General features: G+C 45.1%; 16 protein-coding genes. 2 read left to right on the plus strand and 14 right to left on the minus strand.

Annotated elements, in window-relative coordinates:
• Window positions 1–2: 2 nt before the first annotated feature.
• Window positions 3–698 (plus strand): aquaporin Z, encoded by a 696-nt coding sequence (gene aqpZ, locus MMA19_RS19970; protein WP_240207044.1) that lies wholly within the window; start codon window positions 3–5, stop codon window positions 696–698.
• 69 nt (window positions 699–767) lie between these two features.
• Here aqpZ and recR read toward each other — a convergent pair whose 3' ends face one another.
• The 7 genes from recR to MMA19_RS20000 all read right to left on the minus strand — a co-directional run bounded on the left by recR (window position 768) and on the right by MMA19_RS20000 (window position 6497).
• Window positions 768–1367 carry a recombination mediator RecR gene (recR, locus tag MMA19_RS19975; RefSeq protein ID WP_006071315.1) on the minus strand — a complete coding sequence of 200 codons (600 nt, stop codon included), beginning with the start codon at window positions 1365–1367 and terminating at the stop codon, window positions 768–770.
• A gap of 22 nt (window positions 1368–1389) precedes the next feature.
• On the minus strand, window positions 1390–1719 hold the full coding sequence (locus MMA19_RS19980) for a YbaB/EbfC family nucleoid-associated protein (RefSeq protein WP_006071316.1): 330 nt from the start codon (window positions 1717–1719) through the stop codon (window positions 1390–1392).
• A 110-nt stretch (window positions 1720–1829) separates the two neighbouring features.
• Entirely contained in the window at window positions 1830–4013 is a 2184-nt protein-coding gene (gene dnaX / locus MMA19_RS19985) for a DNA polymerase III subunit gamma/tau (RefSeq protein ID WP_240207045.1), read from the minus strand.
• A 13-nt stretch (window positions 4014–4026) separates the two neighbouring features.
• A complete protein-coding gene (gene apt, locus MMA19_RS19990; protein WP_006071318.1) occupies window positions 4027–4572 on the minus strand; it encodes an adenine phosphoribosyltransferase in 546 nt (181 codons plus the stop codon).
• Window positions 4573–4705: 133 nt separating this feature from the next.
• Complete coding sequence (locus tag MMA19_RS19995; protein WP_261359917.1) at window positions 4706–5113, minus strand: YbaN family protein; 408 nt, start codon at window positions 5111–5113, stop codon at window positions 4706–4708.
• Window positions 5110–5241: a hypothetical protein gene (locus MMA19_RS26575; protein WP_038222320.1), complete on the minus strand. Its 132-nt coding sequence runs from the start codon at window positions 5239–5241 to the stop codon at window positions 5110–5112. The genes MMA19_RS19995 and MMA19_RS26575 overlap by 4 nt, the downstream gene beginning before the upstream one ends.
• Before the next feature lie 152 nt (window positions 5242–5393).
• Window positions 5394–6497 carry a response regulator gene (locus MMA19_RS20000; RefSeq protein WP_240207046.1) on the minus strand — a complete coding sequence of 368 codons (1104 nt, stop codon included), beginning with the start codon at window positions 6495–6497 and terminating at the stop codon, window positions 5394–5396.
• A gap of 354 nt (window positions 6498–6851) precedes the next feature.
• Between MMA19_RS20000 and MMA19_RS20005 the strand changes: the two genes are divergently transcribed.
• A complete protein-coding gene (locus tag MMA19_RS20005) occupies window positions 6852–7727 on the plus strand; it encodes a LysR family transcriptional regulator (protein ID WP_006071322.1) in 876 nt (291 codons plus the stop codon).
• Window positions 7728–7805: 78 nt separating this feature from the next.
• On the opposite strand, the gene purF is transcribed toward MMA19_RS20005, so the two are convergent.
• The 7 genes from purF to MMA19_RS20040 form a co-directional block, all read right to left on the minus strand.
• Window positions 7806–9314, minus strand: coding sequence for an amidophosphoribosyltransferase (gene purF, locus MMA19_RS20010; RefSeq protein ID WP_006071323.1), 1509 nt, complete (start codon window positions 9312–9314; stop codon window positions 7806–7808).
• A gap of 36 nt (window positions 9315–9350) precedes the next feature.
• Window positions 9351–9839: a CvpA family protein gene (locus tag MMA19_RS20015; protein WP_006071324.1), complete on the minus strand. Its 489-nt coding sequence runs from the start codon at window positions 9837–9839 to the stop codon at window positions 9351–9353.
• A 61-nt stretch (window positions 9840–9900) separates the two neighbouring features.
• Window positions 9901–10464, minus strand: coding sequence for an SPOR domain-containing protein (locus MMA19_RS20020; RefSeq protein WP_038229946.1), 564 nt, complete (start codon window positions 10462–10464; stop codon window positions 9901–9903).
• Window positions 10465–10482: 18 nt separating this feature from the next.
• The gene (gene folC, locus MMA19_RS20025; RefSeq protein ID WP_240207047.1) at window positions 10483–11763 is read right to left on the minus strand and encodes a bifunctional tetrahydrofolate synthase/dihydrofolate synthase; all 1281 of its coding nucleotides are present in this window, start codon (window positions 11761–11763) and stop codon (window positions 10483–10485) included.
• A gap of 42 nt (window positions 11764–11805) precedes the next feature.
• Window positions 11806–12732, minus strand: coding sequence for an acetyl-CoA carboxylase, carboxyltransferase subunit beta (gene accD / locus MMA19_RS20030; protein WP_006071327.1), 927 nt, complete (start codon window positions 12730–12732; stop codon window positions 11806–11808).
• Window positions 12733–12910: 178 nt separating this feature from the next.
• Complete coding sequence (truA, locus tag MMA19_RS20035; protein ID WP_240207048.1) at window positions 12911–13714, minus strand: tRNA pseudouridine(38-40) synthase TruA; 804 nt, start codon at window positions 13712–13714, stop codon at window positions 12911–12913.
• Between the two features lie 150 nt (window positions 13715–13864).
• On the minus strand, window positions 13865–18019 hold the full coding sequence (locus MMA19_RS20040) for a FimV/HubP family polar landmark protein (RefSeq protein WP_240207049.1): 4155 nt from the start codon (window positions 18017–18019) through the stop codon (window positions 13865–13867).
• Between the last annotated feature and the right edge of the window lie 91 nt (window positions 18020–18110).

Raw genomic sequence — 18110 nt, forward strand, 5'->3', positions numbered from 1 at the left:
TTATGAACAGATATTTGGCTGAGGTATTTGGTACATTTTGGCTAGTACTCGGAGGTTGCGGTTCCGCAGTATTAGCAGCAGCATTTCCAGATGTAGGTATTGGCTTATTAGGTGTGGCGTTTGCCTTTGGTTTGACTGTCCTCACAATGGCATTTGCTATTGGCCACATTTCTGGGTGCCACTTAAACCCAGCCGTTAGTATTGGCCTTTGGGCGGGTGGTCGCTTCGACACCAAAGAGCTACTTCCCTATATCGTTGCTCAAGTCATCGGTGGCTTACTTGCGGGTGGCGTGCTCTATATCATCGCCTCCGGACAAGCCGGATTTGACGCCGCCGCGTCTGGCTTTGCTTCTAATGGTTATGGAGAACACTCCCCTGGGAAATACTCGTTAACCGCAGCCTTGGTCTGCGAAATCGTCATGACCGCAATGTTTTTACTGGTCATCATGGGAGCCACTGACAAAAGAGCGCCGCAAGGCTTCGCTCCTATAGCGATCGGCTTGTGTTTGACTTTGATTCACCTAATCAGTATTCCTGTAACCAACACGTCAGTAAATCCAGCACGCAGTACAGGGGTCGCGCTCTACGTTGGCGATTGGGCTGTCGCACAATTGTGGTTGTTCTGGTTGGCACCTATTGTTGGTGCAATCATTGGGGCTTGGGTGTATCGCTCATTGCTAAGCAGTGATAGTGACTAAAGCTAATTTTGAACATAAAAAAGGCGCTAAATGCGCCTTTTCACTATCAATCTTATTTAGCAATCTACTTTAGATTTTTTGTCTGCCCAACAGAGAGTGAGACAACGTCGTTCCATCGACCAGTTCTAACTCACCTCCCACCGGAACGCCATGAGCGATACGACTTGCTGATACCTTGTGCTCATGACACAGTTCAGCTATGTAGTGCGCGGTTGCTTCACCTTCCACTGTTGGGTTAGTCGCTAGAATGACTTCACCGATGTCGCCTTGGCGCAGTCTATAATCGAGAACATCCAATCCAATATCGCTAGGACCGATGCCATCTAATGGCGACAAGTGCCCCATTAGAACAAAATAGCGACCCGAGAATTGCCCCGTAGCTTCTACAGCAGCAATATCAGCAGGACTCTCTACCACACAAAGTTGGCCATTCTCTTTGCGCTTAGGATTGCTACAGATATGACAAACTTCTTCTTCGGTAAAGGTACGGCATTCCTGACAGTGACCAATTTCAGTCATTGCACTTGAAAGTGCATCCGCCAGCTGAATACCGCCTTTTCTATCGCGCTGTAACAGATGAAAGGCCATGCGTTGTGCTGACTTGGGACCAACCCCAGGTAGACATCGCAAGGCCTCCATCAAATGCTCCAGCATATGGCTAGTACGCATTAATTGTTCTCTAATCCTTCAATTAGAAAGGCATTTTCATGCCTGGTGGTAGCTGCATTCCACCAGTTACTGACGCCATTTTCTCTTTTTGAGTTTCCTCTACACGACGAGCCGCGTCATTGAACGCCGCTGCAATCAAGTCTTCTAGCATCTCTTTGTCGTCTTCCATAAGGCTTTCATCGATTTCAACACGACGAGTGCTGTGGCTACCTGTGATGGTTACTTTAACAAGGCCAGCACCAGACTCACCTGTTACTTCCATGTTAGCGATTTCTTCTTGAAGCTTTTGCATCTGCTCTTGCATTTGCTGGGCTTGCTTCATCAGGTTGCCCATACCACCTTTACCAAACATAGGGTTCTCTCGGTTTATTCATGTTTCAACTAATAACATGGGGACGCATTCATAGATTGCAACCCCGCTTCCTAGCTGTTTACCTCGAGCAAACAACCGGGAAAGTAACTTTATAAAGGTCGAATACTCTCTTCGTCTAGCTCTGCCGCGAACCTTGTAACAATAAACTGAATGTTAGGATCCGCTTGCAAGCTCTTGGCCGCATCAGAAAGCTTGCCTTGATATAACTGCTCACGAAGTTCGAGTGGTGTCGTCCCCTCCTCGGAGAGCTCTACCGACAAATGACACTCTTCTCCCAATAAGACATTAAGCCCTGCAAGTAGTTCTGACTGATTTTTGTCAGAATTTAGATGCGCATGTGTAGCACGCAGTCCCAGTTGAATGGATGAACCATCTTTTTTGAAGACTGAATTAAGCGCTAATTGTTGCACCAGTTTGCCAATATCAAGACGTTCAATCAGTTCAGCCCATGTGTCTTGCTGAGCAGCTTCTTTCGTCAGTCGCTGCGCCATTTCTGGCGTTTTGATATGTTCAAGAGCCTTTTTAAGCGTAGACGGTTTGACGACTGGCTTCACTTCTTGGGCGACAACATTACCTGTTGGCCGCCATCGATAAGGCTCGTTATCTTTAACCTGCTCGGTATTTAATTTAGCGGCATCTAAACCATTTGACGCACTTGGCGTACGACCTTGGGTTCTCTGAGCAACGCGCTCTAATACAGAGGCAGATTCAGATGACGCTTTAGGCTTTTTTACAGGAGAGTTTCCTGAATTCGCTTGACCTTGAGAAGCCGATTGTCGTTTCGAGCGCAATTGATGACGTAAACCACCCGCAGGTCTTGCTGGCTCGCTGGCTGGAACTGAGCGCTGTGCCTCACCGCGAACGACATCATTAGATCCACTATTTGGAGCGGGCTGAATTTGCGAAGGCGGTGTTTGCGAATACTGCTCTTGATTTGATGGAGGTGCTTGCCATTCACTTTGCGCACTTGGTCGATGTTCGGCCTGTACTGGTTGGTTACCTATCGGTATAGCAGAGGTATCAATATACGGTTCACGCGTACTATCAAATTGTGGCGTCGGCGTGGCATAAGTTTGAGCATTAGTATCACTCGATACCTGCTGTGTTGCCATGCTTTGTGACGATGACAACGCAGGCTTAGCCACTGCACTTTGATTCGCGACAGTGATTTCATTAGCGCTGAGCTGAGTGCTTGGTCTAAATGCCAACATACGCAGTAGCGTCATCTCAACGGCGACACGTTGAGATGGAGCGAAGGGCAGATCTTGTCGGCCTTTCAGAGCAATTTGATAGTACAGCTGTACATCCGTTGCTTGTAGTGTACGCGCAAGGTGCTGGATTTTTTCGCTGTCGGCAATTGCAGCATCGATACTAGATGGTAATGCTTGAGTCATCGCTATTCTATGTAACTGCAATGCGAGCTCAGAAAGCAATGTATCCCAATCCACACCATTTTCCGCCAAGTGCTCAAGCTTGGTCATAACTTGATGTGCATCACCCGTAGTCAATGATTCCAGTATTTGAATAGCTTGAGCCGTATCTAGCGTACCCAACATCTGACTGACGACTGGTGTCGATACATTGCCATTTCCTAGTGCGATCGCTTGATCGGTCAAGCTCAATGCATCACGCATACTGCCGTCAGCAGCATGAGCAAGCAGAGCAAGCGCTCGGCTTTCAGACTGAACTTGTTCCTTCTCAAGAATATGTTCTAGCTGTTGCTGGATATTCTCGACAGTGATCGGCTTGAGGTGGAACTGCAGGCAGCGCGACAGAATGGTCATCGGCAGCTTTTGAGGATCCGTCGTCGCCAGTAAGAACTTCACATACTCTGGTGGCTCTTCAAGCGTTTTAAGCAACGCATTGAAGCTATGACGCGAAAGCATATGCACTTCATCGATCAGGTAAACCTTAAAGCGGTTTCTCGCTGGCTTATATTGAACGTTATCTAGAAGCTCGCGAGTATCTTCAACCTTTGTACGAGACGCCGCATCAATCTCAAGTAAGTCAACACTTCGGCCTTCATCAATCTCTATACAAGTCGAACATGTACCACAAGGTGTCGAGGTGATGCCTGTTTCACAGTTTAAACCTTTTGCGAACAAGCGACCGATGGACGTCTTACCCACACCACGTGTTCCACTGAACAAATAAGCATGATGCAATCTGTTCTGGTCTAGTGCATTCTCAAGTGCAGTTAGGACATGGGTTTGTCCAACTACCTCTGAAAATTTTCTTGGTCGCCATTTCCTAGCTAACGCGAGATAACTCATTAAGGTGTCCTAATTAGTGACCTTCAAATTCACACAAGCTATATACTTCAATACCCAGTGCTTCTAAGCGCTTATCTCCACCAATTTCTGGCAGATTGATTACAAATGCAGCGTGAGATACTTCACCACCTAGTTGGCGAATAAGTTTCGTTGTAGCTTCAATCGTACCACCAGTTGCTAACAGGTCATCAACCATCAGTACTTTATCACCTTCCACAATAGCGTCTGTGTGGATTTCTAGAGTATCAGTGCCATATTCAAGTTCATATGATTGTGCGACAGTTTCACGTGGCAGCTTGCCTGGCTTACGAACTGGAACAAATCCCAGACCTAGCTCAAGTGCTAGAGGTGCACCAAACAAAAAGCCACGAGCTTCAGTACCAACAATTTTAGTGAAGCCCTGATCTTTGTATTTGTCTACAAGCATCTCTATCGTTGCTTTGTAAGCTGCTGCGTCTTCCATAAGACTCGTTACATCACGAAATAGAATGCCTGGCTTTGGGTAATCTGGAATGCTTTTGATGCTTGCTTTGATCTGGGAGATTTTATCGATTGTCATAGTATTGGTCTCTGGAAAGGTCTTTATACGCCTGACGATCAGAGTACGCTGTCGCGAATAGTCACGAGTACGTTCATTCTGTAGGTATAAATTAAAACGCCCACATTAAGCGTGGGCACACAACCTTCACATGTTAGTGATTTTCATCGTGGTCGGCAACGGGCTGTTTCACAGGAATTCGCAAAAAGAAGGTAAAAACACCGATAAACAGAGTAAATAGCACAACTTTTAACCATACTGGTTGGACAATCAATATGGAGATGGCAAAACTCAAAACAATGAAGATTGCGCCTTTGGTTCTGACCGAACGTTTAATGCAGCGATCGTTTTCCCAGTCAGAGATGATGGGACCAAGTTTAGGATGAGAAAGTAACCAATCATGAAATTGAGGGCTACCACGAAAAAAACTTGCACTAGCAAGGAGTAGGAAAGGTGTGGTGGGTAGAAGCGGAAGTACGATGCCTACCACACCCAGTATTACTGAAATAACGCCTAACGTATTCCAAAAGAAACGTTTAACTGGACTTATTGTATTGGTCAAAAACCCGCATATCCGTTCATTACTCTAATCCACGTCAGAGTAGCGGGAAGCGTTGGAATTAGCAATGCGGCAATGAAGCCTAAAAAGTAAAAAATGTTGTATGGTTCTTTGAATTCTGTATCAGACATGACTTTGCTCTTGGGTATAGTTGTTTTAGACATCAAAATGGGAAGCTATCGCCTCCCATTTTTGTTAACACTTTGACTATATCTCAATTACATTCAATCAAAAACAGACTAATTGTGTGGTTATTTTTGAAGAGCGCTTCAGCCACGCAGTTTTAGCCAGGCAGAGCAAGTTTTACCTCCCAACTGAAGCTACTTGAACCGACTCGACTTAAGGACAACTTCCCCCCTTCTAAAACAGCAAGGTCTTTAGTCATAAAATTACTTAAACAGTTCTCACCCAAACGATTTGACCCAGAGATGTTGAAATGAGCTTGAGAATTCTCCCAGCGACAATCCAATCCAGCCGGCAAGACAGATATGGTCCCCTCCGATAAGTCAATCACTCCAAACACAGCTTCGACAGGATATGCAGCGCACGAGCATTGCATGCCTTTTTCTATATTTCTCGCAAGATCTTTAAGGTCGACACTGTTGTGATGCAGACGGCGTACATAATCATCAAACAGTGTCCGTACCAACAACGTACTAGCCACGCCACCATGGTCACTTGATGAAGCATCGACCAGATAAAATGCCATCTGACCGCTCATAAGCCATGTGTAATCGAATACGAGAGGTAATGTGTTGGCCGATTGCAAAAGCCGGTAACTACTTCTCCACGCTCCTAACGCAGAATCTTTTTCAGGTAACAGTGCCGTGAGTAACTCTCTCGCTGCGTTAGGATTTTGCTGAAGATATTGTAGGTGCCAATGCAATTCTTGTTCTTCTTGCGAACCGTCTTCTTCTGACTCTTCAATACGAAACCATCGACTGACAAAGTCAGATTGTTCACAACTGCTTGAACTTTCTTCTAAGACGACATTAATAGATTCCGTAAGATGTTTATAATCACCAATAGGTTTGGTTAAGAAGTCTTTCACTCCCATACGTAACGCTTTAGCAACGTCCGCCATGTCACCAGTCGCCGAAATTACAATAACCGGTAGTGACGGGTACTCTACGCGCACCTCTTCGGTAAACTCCATGCCAGTAAGAAGTGGCATAGCTAAATCACAAAGCACTAAGTCAGGCTCTGTGATACTAAGTAGTTTTAAAGCCTCTAATCCGTCCCCAGCTTCTGTTACTTGGTGGCCCGTTGCCTCAAGAAAGTTTCGGGTAACGGTTCGAAATACGGGATCATCATCAACAACCATAATCCGCGCACTGTGTTGCTGATGAGGTATAGCCACAACAGCCTGACTGTCGGTATTAGACATAAAATTACGCCTCACAAAATTGATTGAGCTTGTTGTTATTATTTTTTGGTTTACATTAAACGTCGTACCGTAGGACACGTTACAATAATGCATTTATATGTATATGCAGGCAGCAGAACAAACTGCTCCTGAGTATTTTAACTGTAGGCAGAAATTCGTTTTTATACAAATGTACCCTTGGGAGAGTTTTTTTAATACAATAGCTAAAGTTGAAAAAATCAAACAACCCTTTGATATCAAGTTAGTTTGCTTGAGAGCACTTGTGTTATTTAGCAACAACGCTTGAAATTAACCACGCCAGCTTGACAAGGTGTAAGCTATACTAAAAGCCAATTAATACAAATAGTTGAATATATGAAACTTGACGATTTAAATCTGTTCCGACTTGTTGTGGAAAATGGGAGTTATACAGCAACTTCTCGTAAGACAATGATCCCTGTTGCAACAATTACTCGACGTATACAGGCTCTAGAGGATTCTTTGAATCTTCGTTTACTGAATCGTCACGCGCGAAAACTGTCTTTAACTGAAGCGGGTGAACGCTTCTATAATGAGTGCTCTCCTCTTCTCCAGCGTCTTACTAGCACTACCGAAGATATCGCAGATGAATGCAAAGGTGCGTCTGGTAAACTAAAAATATCGTCACCTTCTAATTTGACTAAGCGCATGATGATGCCGATGTTCAACGACTTTATGTCTAAATACCCTGACATCAGTCTTGAGCTAACGATGAGCAATCATGCCGATCAACTAGACCCAACGGAATGGGACGTTATTTTCCGCGTCGGTCCTCAACGCGATTCAAGTTTAATCGCTCGTAAGATCAGTACAGTCAAAGATATCCTTGTTGCGCATCCTGACTATCTGTCATTAAACGGCGAGCCTAAGCATGCTGAAGAATTATCAACACACCGCCTATTAAAAGGCGCACCGTTAATTAAATGGCAACTGAAAAATACCAGTGGCGAGTCCATTATTAACAACACGAAAGGCCGTTTCGAAGCCAATAGCTTAAATGTGGTTCGCAGAGCATGTTCTGCGGGTTTGGGTATTACCTTGATGCCCGATGTCATGCTAAAAGAGTACATAAACAACGGCGAACTAGTTCGAGTGCTACCAGAGTGGAGTGCCAACCCTCGCGATATTTATATGCTTTATAACCATAAAGATCATCTTCCTGAAAAAGTCCGTCTGTTCATCGACTTTGTTATCGATTACTCACTTCATTGATATTTCAGTAGCAACGGCTTCAAAATTTAGACACAAAAAAACCAGAGCTTGCTCTGGTTTTTTCTTTTCATCGTTCGCTTATTCGTTATGCAGTTCTAGATTTGCTAGATCCGCTTGAATATCACGTTGCGTCTTTGCATCATCGCTACGTAGCGAGTCAAGGAAGTCAAGATACGTTTGGTCAATATCGCCAGTTACATATTCACCGTTGAATACAGACGCCTCAAACAATTTCACATCGGGGTTTCCAAGACCAACAGCTTCTATTAAGTCAGGAATGGTTTGATAAATCAGTGCGTCCGCACCAATTTGCTTACAGATAGCATCGTTGTCACGGCCGTGAGCAATAAGTTCATTGGCACTCGGCATATCAATACCGTAAACGTTAGGGAAGCGAACTTCCGGCGCAGCAGAGACCATAAATACTTTGTTAGCACCTGAGTCGCGTGCCATCTCAATGATTTGCTCTGACGTTGTACCTCGAACAATAGAATCATCCACCAACAGAACGTTCTTACCTTTAAACTCTGAGCGAATGGCATTAAGTTTACGGCGAACCGACTTCTTACGCTGCTGCTGCCCTGGCATAATGAAGGTACGACCTACATAACGGTTTTTAACAAAACCTTGGCGGTATGGCTTATCGATAGCCTGAGCGATTTGCAAAGCGATATCACATGATGTTTCAGGGATTGGGATAACCACATCAATGTCTAGATCCGAGTATTCTTGCTGAATGCGCTCACCCAACTTCTTACCCATTTCAACACGTGCGCTGTAAACAGAAATCTTGTCAATGAATGAATCAGGACGAGCAAAGTAGACAAACTCAAAAATACATGGGTTTAGGCTTGGATTGTCAGCACATTGACGAGTGAAGAGCTCACCGTCAAACGTTACATAAATCGCTTCACCAGGAGCAACATCGCGAACAAAGTCAAAGCCTACTGCATCAAGAGCTACTGACTCAGAAGCCACCATGTACTCGGTTTTGCCTTCAACATCACGCTTGCCTAAACATAGCGGTCGGATACCGTTTGGGTCACGAAATGCAATCATACCGTGACCGATGATCATAGCAGCTACTGCGTAAGCCCCTTTGATAGTGCGATGCACATTAGTAACAGCTCTGAAGACATCATCAGATGTTACATTGCCTTTTACGGTATCAATTTCATGAGCTAGAACATTCAGCAATACTTCAGAATCGGACGTAGTGTTCACATGACGGCGGTCTTTTTCAAACAGCTTCTCACGAACTTCGTGAGCATTAGTCAAGTTACCATTGTGAGCCAGTGTAATTCCGAACGGTGAGTTTACGTAGAAAGGTTGAGCTTCTGAAGCGCTTGAGCTACCTGCTGTAGGGTAACGAACATGTCCAATACCAACACAACCTTGGAGGCGTTGCATATGCTTCGCTTCAAATACGTCTTTTACTAGACCATTCGCCTTACGCAGACGAAAACGATTGCTTTCTATGGTAACAATACCAGCGGCATCTTGGCCACGGTGCTGTAAAACGGTCAAAGCGTCATAGATAGACTGATTCACAGGCGTTGAGCCAACGATTCCAACAATACCACACATGTCCTAATCCTCGATTTGCGACATTAGCTGGCGCCATTAGGCGCCAGACAGGAAACTAGAAGTTGCTTCGATGTGTTCAAAAAACGGCTGTATCACAAGTTTAAATTGCGGAACAAGTTGGGAAGACTCCCACCATTCACTGCTATTTAGTGTCGTGAAGGTATCAACAAAGAACAATACCGCAGAAACAATTAACACACCTCTAAGCGCGCCAAATACGATACCTAATACTCTGTCAGTACCCGATAGACCCGTTTTTTGCACTAACTGCCCTAAAACATAATTAATTAACGCCCCAACAATCAGTGTGGCAACAAATAGGGCAGCAATTGCGGCGCCATTTCGGAACATCTCATCTTCGATATTAGTAAAGTACACCGCAAGTTTTGCGTAGTACTGGCTGGCAATAAAAAATGCGCCGAACCATATCACTAAAGACATTGCCTCTTTGGCAAATCCGCGAACTAAACTGATTAAAGCTGAAAGCCCAATCACACCCAAAATGACAAAATCTAACCAATTCATGAATTCTTCATCTCAAGTTGGCGCGCATTTTAACAGAAAAATCCGCGACGCAAACGTTTTCTTATGGATTTAGTGGTTTAAATTTGAGCAATTGACCTTTTGAACCGGTAATTTTCTCCAATTCTAGCAATTGCTTCTCAAGTTTACTTTTTGAAACATCTGGACCTATGATGACACGCGTAAAGGTGGCTTCCTGTTTTACATGTGCTTGATAGCCACGTTTTTGTAGGTCGGCAACAAGACCGCGAGCATTATCTGCATTCTTAAGAGCCATAAGCTGAATAATCCATGCACTATCAGCATACTCATTACGCTCAGGCACTTCTTTCACTGCAACATCCACGACATCACGCTTATCTTGTTCGGCCTGCTGCTCAGGTGTTGCAGCCAGCTCTTCCCCTACTGTTGCTTGAACAGGCGAGTCAGGTAACACCGATGTGTCTTCTTCTGGCTCTAGTACCTCAAAGCTTTCTACTTGAGCGCTGATTTCAGGCTTAAGCGGAATACTGGCAAACTCTTCTTTGTAATGAAGCTTTTTACCATCAAGTAGGTCAGGCAAAATGATGACACCAACTGCGACCAATACTATGGTACCCACCAAGCGGCTTTGAAATTTACTCGCCATTGATACTCCTTAATTACTTTATTGCTCTTGAGCGTCTAACTTCTCACAATGCTCAAGAACTTCGCCAACGGTATGGAAGGATCCTACGACCAAAATCATATCGTCTGACTTTGCTTCACTTTTCGCGGCTTGATATGCACTTACTGGGTTGTCATATCGCTTTAGAGCATTGCCAGACATTAAATGCTGGCACAGTTCGTCTGCACTCGCCGCTCTTGGCCCTGATAATGACGCTGGATACCAATCTTCAGTTAATGGGTTTAACACTCGAATGGTCTCTTCGATATCCTTATCATGCAACATGCCAATCACGACTTTAAATCCGCGATTTGGGTAATGCTTAGAAAGCTGTGCAACCAGATACTCTGCTGAATGAGGGTTATGAGCTACATCGAGAATGGTTACTGGCGATCCGGTAAGCATCTGCATACGACCCGGAAGACGCGCTTGCTTAAGTCCATTCACGATATTAACGTCGGAAATGTCCAATTCTGCCGCCCCTAAAGCCATCAACGCAGTGTTGGCGTTCATTAGTGGCAAGACTGGTATGGGCAAGTCCTCAAGCATGAATGTGCCATGTTGCCATGCCCATGTGTGTTCAGACGTCAGTTTGTAGTCAAATTGAATACCCGTTTGGTAGAAATTCGCCTTAATATCATCAGCATGCGCAGGCACAGTTGCAGGTGGTTTTGGTTGGCCACATATTGCTGGCTTCCCAGATCTAAAGATTCCTGCTTTCTCGAACCCAATGACATTGATATCGTCACCCAGCCAATCAACATGATCTACTGCGAGGCTAGTAATGACTGAAACATCGTGATCAACCACGTTAGTTGCGTCAAGACGCCCACCTAGGCCCACTTCCAGTAAAACCACTTCCACTTTGTTTTCCTGAAACTGTCGCAATGCGGCAAGCGTGGCGTACTCGAAAAAGCTAAGGCTGACTTCGCCACGTAGCTTTTCGATATAGTCAAACGCACGAGTGTGTGATTCATCATGAAGATCGCTACCATTAACGCGAACACGCTCGTTGTAACGAATAAGGTGTGGGGAACTATAAACACCGACTGAATAACCTGCATCTAGCAAGATTGCTTCCATAAGCGCGCAGGTAGAGCCTTTACCGTTAGTGCCAGCGACGGTAATGACTGTTGGGGCAGGTTTGGTCAATTGACCTTTTTGGGCGACTACCGAAACTCGATCTAAACCTAGGTCGATAGCACTAGTATGAATACTATTTAAGTAATCAAGCCACACCTGTAAAGAAGATGTGGCTTGTGGAATGGATTGTGAACTCATTTAGCCGTCAATATCTTAACGTTTGATAACTTAGTGAGTACTTTACCCTTTTTCGTCCGCTTCTGGTACTTCATATGTAGGTTCTTCTGGAGAATCTTCAACAGAGACCACTAAAGGAGACGCTTTATTTGTCATTTTAGCAAGTAGGCTACCTACGCGTTGACGCATTTCACGGCGGTCAACAATCATATCAATCGCACCGTGCTCAAGTAAGAACTCACTACGTTGGAAACCTTCTGGTAAGTCTTCACGAACCGTTTGCTCGATAACACGACGACCAGCAAAACCGATCAATGCTTTTGGTTCACCGATATTGATATCACCCAGCATTGCTAAACTCGCCGATACACCACCCATAGTTGGGTCGGTCATAACAGAAACGAACGGTAGACCTTTTTGAGATAGGCGCTCAAGTGCAGCACTGGTTTTCGCCATTTGCATTAGAGACATTAGTGCCTCTTGCATACGAGCACCGCCACTGGCAGAGAAACACACTAAACCACAGTTGTTTTCTATAGCCGCTTCTACTGCACGCACAAAACGAGCACCAACCACAGAGCCCATAGAGCCCCCCATGAAGGAGAACTCAAATGCACATGCGATGACTGGGTTACCCAGCAGTTCACCTTGCATGACAACGAGTGCATCTTTCTCACCACTATTTTTTTGAGCGGCAGAGATACGCTCTTTATAGCGCTTTGAATCTTTAAACTTCAGCTTGTCTTGTGGTTCAAGCTCAGTACCAAGTTCAACGCGATTACCTTCATCTAGGAATGTTTCTAGACGACGACGCGCTTTCATTCGCATATGGTGGTCACACTTAGGACACACCTCTAGATTACGCTCTAATTCAGCATGATAAAGTACTTGCTCACAGGAAGTACATTTAGTCCAGATACCTTCTGGGATAGACGCTTTGCGCGAGCTAACGATGTTGCTTTTTTCTAAAATTTTTTCAAGCCAACTCATGGAAGACCTTTTCTCTTGTGACCCCCGCCTAATGGCGAGAGATTGAAATTCTAATTAATGCCGTTGGATTAAACCATATTACAGGCTAACTGTAGATAAAAAACTGGTTGTACCTATCCTTGTGACATTGCCATAAATATTTGTAACGCCGAAAGTCTCTACTGATTTTCGAGTACAATTACCAACCAGAGTTCAAATCATTCGGCAAAAATAGTGGACCAATTGGTGCTTCTGGGAGCTGGTACTCACTTGGATAATCCACATCGACCAAATACAGGCCTTCAGCTTTTGCCGTTGCGCCAGCTAGCTTGCGATCTTTCTGCTGCAATAGCCATTCAATCCACTCTGGTGGCTGCTCACCTTTACCCACCACAATCAGGCTGCCAGTGATATTACGCACCATATGATGAACAAAGGCATTCGCTTTGATATCAATCACAACATACGGTCCATGGCGAGAAACATTGAGGTGCATGATGTTACGCCATGGGCTTCGAGACTGACAGTGAACCGCTCTAAATGAGGTAAAGTCGTTTTCGCCCAGCAAATATTGACCTGCTTGGTGCATTTTTTCTGCATCAAGTTCGCCATGATAATGACTAATACCAGAAGACAAAATGCCAGGTCGCAATGCGTGGTTAAAGATCACATAACGATAGCGTCGAGCGGTCGCCGAAAAACGAGCATGAAACTCTTCAGGGACTTCTTTTGCCCAACGCACAGCGATATCCTTAGGAAGATTCGCATTCACGCCCATGGTCCAGGCAGCTGGCTTACGAATGACAGAAGACTCCAAATGAACCACTTGCCCAGTGCCATGCACACCAGCATCTGTTCGACCAGCACACTGTACTTCTATCGGTTGATTTGCAACGATCGATAGCGCTTTCTCCAGTTCTTCTTGCACACTGGAGACGTCTCTTTGTCTTTGCCAACCGTAGTAGTTTGCACCGTTATATTCGATACCTAATGCAACTTTCATCGTTTTCTCTGTCTATCTGTCAATTTTCAAAGGGGGCAAAGTATATACCCAACTCATAAAGGTATAAACCCGCAGGTGGTGAATCCTTTGTCATCAAAGCGTAAAAGCAAAAACGGCGGTCATTCAACCGCCGTTTTACATCACTTTTACTTACTGGTATTCGGAAAGCTTAGCCAGCAAGGCCTTTGCTTCTGATTGAATATTGCCACTACCTTCTAGTAGCGCTTTCTCAAGTAATTTCACCGCACCCTCGAAATCATTCATTTCGATGTAGATCTTGGCAAGGTCGAGGTTACCTGCGGCTTCGGAATCCGAATCAACATCGACTTCGGTAATTGGACCAATGACATCAGGGAACTCATCCAATCCCACATCCAACTTCAACTCTTCTTCCTCATCACTGGAAGCATTATCGTCGACCTGTGCCATCAGCTCATCAATCGTCATAAATTGATCTGCGCTGTCCTCAAAGTCGGCAACAGGGTCTTGGGAAGCCCAGTCCTCTTCACTGGCATCAGCTAAAGAACCAGCATGAGTATTGTTCCAAATTTCCTGTTCTTCATCTGGGATTTGGTGATCGATCGATGCTCGCTGCTCGTCAGTCAATGAGAAACCATTCCAGTCTTCACCACCTTCTTGGTCTGGAGAATCTTGCAGCATCACACCCAAATCCATGCCAGCACTATCCGCCGTTGTTTGGTCAACAGGGCTAATATTTGAGAACGCTTGCTCGCCCTCTTGCAGCAACTCCCCAAGCTGACCTTCTTGCTCTATAGCTGACATGTCTACCATAGAAAAAGCATCTGCTAGAGCATCAATTTCTGAGTGATCTAATGTTTCACCTACCATGTCTTGCTCAACTGCAAAACTCGGCTCGCGTTCAGAAGCGGACGACACCATATCCTCCGCAGCTTGTGACTCATCGTATTCCGGTAGATCCTCTAGCGAAATAGCGCCATCGGTGATCTCATCCTGAACCGAAGGCTCATGAACAAGCTCAGGCTCTGCTTGCGCGCTATCCGCATACGCGTCCTCTTCGGTGTAATCAGGAAAATCAAACTCTTCAATCGGTTCTCGTTCCGGCACCGTTTGAGTAGCATCTGATTGAGGGGCAGTTTCAATGTCACTCTCTGTGTTGTGGGCAACTTCTACCTCTTCTGGCAATTCAATGTCATGAAGTACAGCTTCAATCTCCGCTTCGCTAACATCGCTAGGCTCAGACGCCTCTTGCTCTATTGGTTGTCCTGCCAACACATCAGCAAGCGCATCTTCTTCGCTATACTCAGGCAGTTCATCATCGGCCATAGCAAAGTCGGCAGCCAGTTCCGAATCCGGCTGCAAGGTATCCTCAGCGTCACCCTCTGCATCGGCGAAAGCATTTTCTTCGTTATATTCACTTTGCAAAGCTTTGGCTAAAAAGTCATCGTCAGACTCTTGCTCTTGAGAGGATTCCGCCACTTCGGCTTCCAGCGCAGTTGATGGAGTATTTTCATCATCTATCAACCAATCATCATCTTGAGGAATTCCAAACTCATTCGCCATCAAAGCTTCAAGTTCTTTCTGTTCTTGCGAATCATCACGCGGCACTGTGTCCGACTCTCCTACCCCTTCAATTTCAGGAGAGAAGTCGAACTCATCTTCAAATGCAGTACTCGCATTGTCACTGGCTGACGTTTGTTGCTGATGCGCCTCGTGATGTCGCTCGTTCTCTTGCGAAACTTCGCTTTCAAAACTTGACGGTAACGACGGTTCAGCAATGCCTTGTTCATCTGCAATAGAATCAACGTCAGGAACATTATTATCTAAGTCATCTAATGTTGATGGCTCTTCCACTTGAGATTGTGCTTCGCCGGCAGGATCTTGCGAAGATGAAGACAGACCCATCGAATCTAGCTCTTCGATATTTACCTGCTCAGCCTCAGCAATAGCTGGTCGCAACTCAGCATCTAATGCCAAATCGAGGTCATCCTCTAAGCGCTGCTCTTCAGTTACATTTTGCGCTGCGACAGCCGCACTCTCTTCGACCAACCTATCTGCATCAGCACTTTCTTCTACATCAGTACTTTCTGCCACAGCCATTACGTCGTCATCCTCAGGCTGTTGCGTCAGTGAAGATTCGGCTTCTACGGTTGAAGGTTCAAGGTTTGATGACTCAAGGTCAGAGAGTTCAAGTTCGCTGTCTTCGATCTCACTATCTAAATCAATATCTGCGCCGATTAGGTCGTCAGAGGCAAACGGGTCAAGATCAATAGCTTGTTTCTCATCGGAGGTTGAATCGCCTAACGTACTTTCAAACAGTAATTCATCAAGTAAATCGGTATTGTTTTCATCAAGTTCTAAGTCTTCATCTGCCAGTAAAGTGACGTCATCTAGGTCTATATTCTCAGAAGATTCAAACTCCTTGTCAGTGGTTTCTTTCTCATCAGCATCGACTATTTCATCGAGCATTAGATCAGAATCATCCAAATCAGACAGTTCAAAATCCTCGTCCAGCATATCGTCTAGAAGCGTGATTTCTTCGTCTTGTGCCACTTCAGAGGTATTAGACTGTGGCATTTCAGGTGTTGCGTCTATTTGTGAGAACTGGGCAAAAAGGTCATCAATATCGGCATTATCAACAGGTTCATCTGCTTGCTCTGGCGTCACCTCTGATGCGGTTTTGTTATCCGTCTCAATATCTAGATCATCCAGATTGAAGTCACCATCACTTTCTAGATCGAAGCTCTCACCCGCAAGTAACTCATCCATGTCCGCTTGATTTAGTGAGCTTTCAGGTTCCTTCAAATCAAGGTCAGCCGTTTCAGTACTAGACGTGCCGTTAAAATCAGCGAATAGATCGTCGAGCTCTTGTTGAGAAACAGGCTCTGAATCTGTATCAGACAAGTTTAAATCGAGGTCATCTTCTGCATCTGGAACTGCAACATCGTTGAGTGCACGTTCCATTTCTTCAAGACCTAATGCCTTTTCACCATCTTTAACGCTGATGCCGTTATTACTCGCGTCAAGATCAACAAAACCGATATCCAGCTCACCATCTTCGTCGATGCTGGCAAACGGGTCTTCGTCATCATCGTCTAAATTGAAATCAAGCTCGCTATCATTCAAATCGGCGAAAATATCATCTTCTGGCTGTTGCTCTACCTCTAGTTGGCTACTGTCATCATCTTCCTCAATCCCAGCAAGGAGGTCATCCGAGAACGGGCTATCATCATCCAGAGTATCAACCGCAACAGCTGCAGTAGCAACACCAGCAGTCGCTGCCGCAACATCAGAAGACGGGGTTGAGGTATTGGCTTCTTGATTACTAGCAATCTGCGTCTTTTGCTTACGAGATCGTAAAACCATCATTACCAACAAGCCAATCAGCAGTGCAGGAACAAACGCTAATAAGGCAACAAACCAAGGCTTAGCTAACCAAGTATCCAACTTGCTCGGCGCAAGCCTTGCCATCTCTGCTTGCTTGCGCTTCTCTTCACTGAGCTGTCGCTCAACCTCTGTACGAATACGCTCTTCGTTACTGACTTCAGTTTTTAGAACTTCCACTTCATTTTGGACTTCTGACAACATCAACCTCAATTGATGATTACGCTCTTCTAGGGAAAGCAATTCACTTTCTGAACGCGTCAACTCTTCCTGAAGCTTTTGAGTTAGCTCTTGTGCTGGCTGCTTAATCTCACCCGACTCAATTAAGCCTTTCGCTGCTGGAATAACTTGCTCTAAACCTGTCTGAGGTTTGATGTCCGAAACTTTTTCGTTCGTGACTTGCGAAGGAACTGATTTGGTTGTCGCCGAAGTTTCAACCGTTGGTTTCACATCAGCCGGTTTTACCTCAGGTTTTGATTCAGCGACCACCTTGGCCTGTCTCTGTGTCGCTGCTGAATTGAGTTTATTTTGATGGGCAGCAAGTACGGCTAAGGCTTCTTGTAAATCGACACGATTGATTTGAGCGTCAGATGGGATGCGTAGCTCGCTGTTAGGTACCAGCTTATGAATATTGTTTTGCTCAAATACAGCAGGGTTGAGTTGATAAAAGGCGTAAATCGTTTGTTGTACGGTAGCGTCTGCTGGTTTAAATCGACTTGCAATCGACCAAAGAGTTTCGTTGACTTTAGTGGGCCCATAATAGCGAGCAGGCGTGTCAGAATCTGGAGTAACTTGATTACGAATTGGCTGTGAAAACTTTGGCGCAGCCAGAGCTTCACCGTTAGGGCCAGTTAATCGAATAGTATCAGCGCTGATAGAAAAAGAAGTCGTCGCTCCTGCTAGTGCAAGTGTCACCAGCAAAGGCTTTAAAAAATGATGCATGGAAGGCTCAGCTGTCTGCGATAAAAAATACAAATCTAATCTTGGTACTATATCGGATAATCACTGCAAAACTATAGCTCAGCCTTGAAAA

The organism is Vibrio sp. CyArs1, assembly GCF_022432925.1.
Lineage (GTDB): Bacteria > Pseudomonadota > Gammaproteobacteria > Enterobacterales > Vibrionaceae > Vibrio > Vibrio mediterranei.

Excerpts from the sequence above, each read along its gene's own strand:
- accD (WP_006071327.1), bottom strand. The coding sequence starts at position 12,732 with ATGAGTTGGCTTGAAAAAATTTTAGAAAAAAGCAACATCGTTAGCTCG.
- MMA19_RS20020 (WP_038229946.1), bottom strand. The coding sequence starts at position 10,464 with ATGGCGAGTAAATTTCAAAGCCGCTTGGTGGGTACCATAGTATTGGTC.
- folC (WP_240207047.1), bottom strand. The coding sequence starts at position 11,763 with ATGAGTTCACAATCCATTCCACAAGCCACATCTTCTTTACAGGTGTGG.
- MMA19_RS20000 (WP_240207046.1), bottom strand. The coding sequence starts at position 6,497 with ATGTCTAATACCGACAGTCAGGCTGTTGTGGCTATACCTCATCAGCAA.
- MMA19_RS20040 (WP_240207049.1), bottom strand. The coding sequence starts at position 18,019 with ATGCATCATTTTTTAAAGCCTTTGCTGGTGACACTTGCACTAGCAGGA.
- purF (WP_006071323.1), bottom strand. The coding sequence starts at position 9,314 with ATGTGTGGTATTGTTGGAATCGTTGGCTCAACGCCTGTGAATCAGTCT.
- MMA19_RS19980 (WP_006071316.1), bottom strand. The coding sequence starts at position 1,719 with ATGTTTGGTAAAGGTGGTATGGGCAACCTGATGAAGCAAGCCCAGCAA.
- recR (WP_006071315.1), bottom strand. The coding sequence starts at position 1,367 with ATGCGTACTAGCCATATGCTGGAGCATTTGATGGAGGCCTTGCGATGT.
- truA (WP_240207048.1), bottom strand. The coding sequence starts at position 13,714 with ATGAAAGTTGCATTAGGTATCGAATATAACGGTGCAAACTACTACGGT.
- MMA19_RS20015 (WP_006071324.1), bottom strand. The coding sequence starts at position 9,839 with ATGAATTGGTTAGATTTTGTCATTTTGGGTGTGATTGGGCTTTCAGCT.
- MMA19_RS26575 (WP_038222320.1), bottom strand. The coding sequence starts at position 5,241 with ATGTCTGATACAGAATTCAAAGAACCATACAACATTTTTTACTTTTTA.
- aqpZ (WP_240207044.1), top strand. The coding sequence starts at position 3 with ATGAACAGATATTTGGCTGAGGTATTTGGTACATTTTGGCTAGTACTC.
- dnaX (WP_240207045.1), bottom strand. The coding sequence starts at position 4,013 with ATGAGTTATCTCGCGTTAGCTAGGAAATGGCGACCAAGAAAATTTTCA.
- MMA19_RS20005 (WP_006071322.1), top strand. The coding sequence starts at position 6,852 with ATGAAACTTGACGATTTAAATCTGTTCCGACTTGTTGTGGAAAATGGG.
- apt (WP_006071318.1), bottom strand. The coding sequence starts at position 4,572 with ATGACAATCGATAAAATCTCCCAGATCAAAGCAAGCATCAAAAGCATT.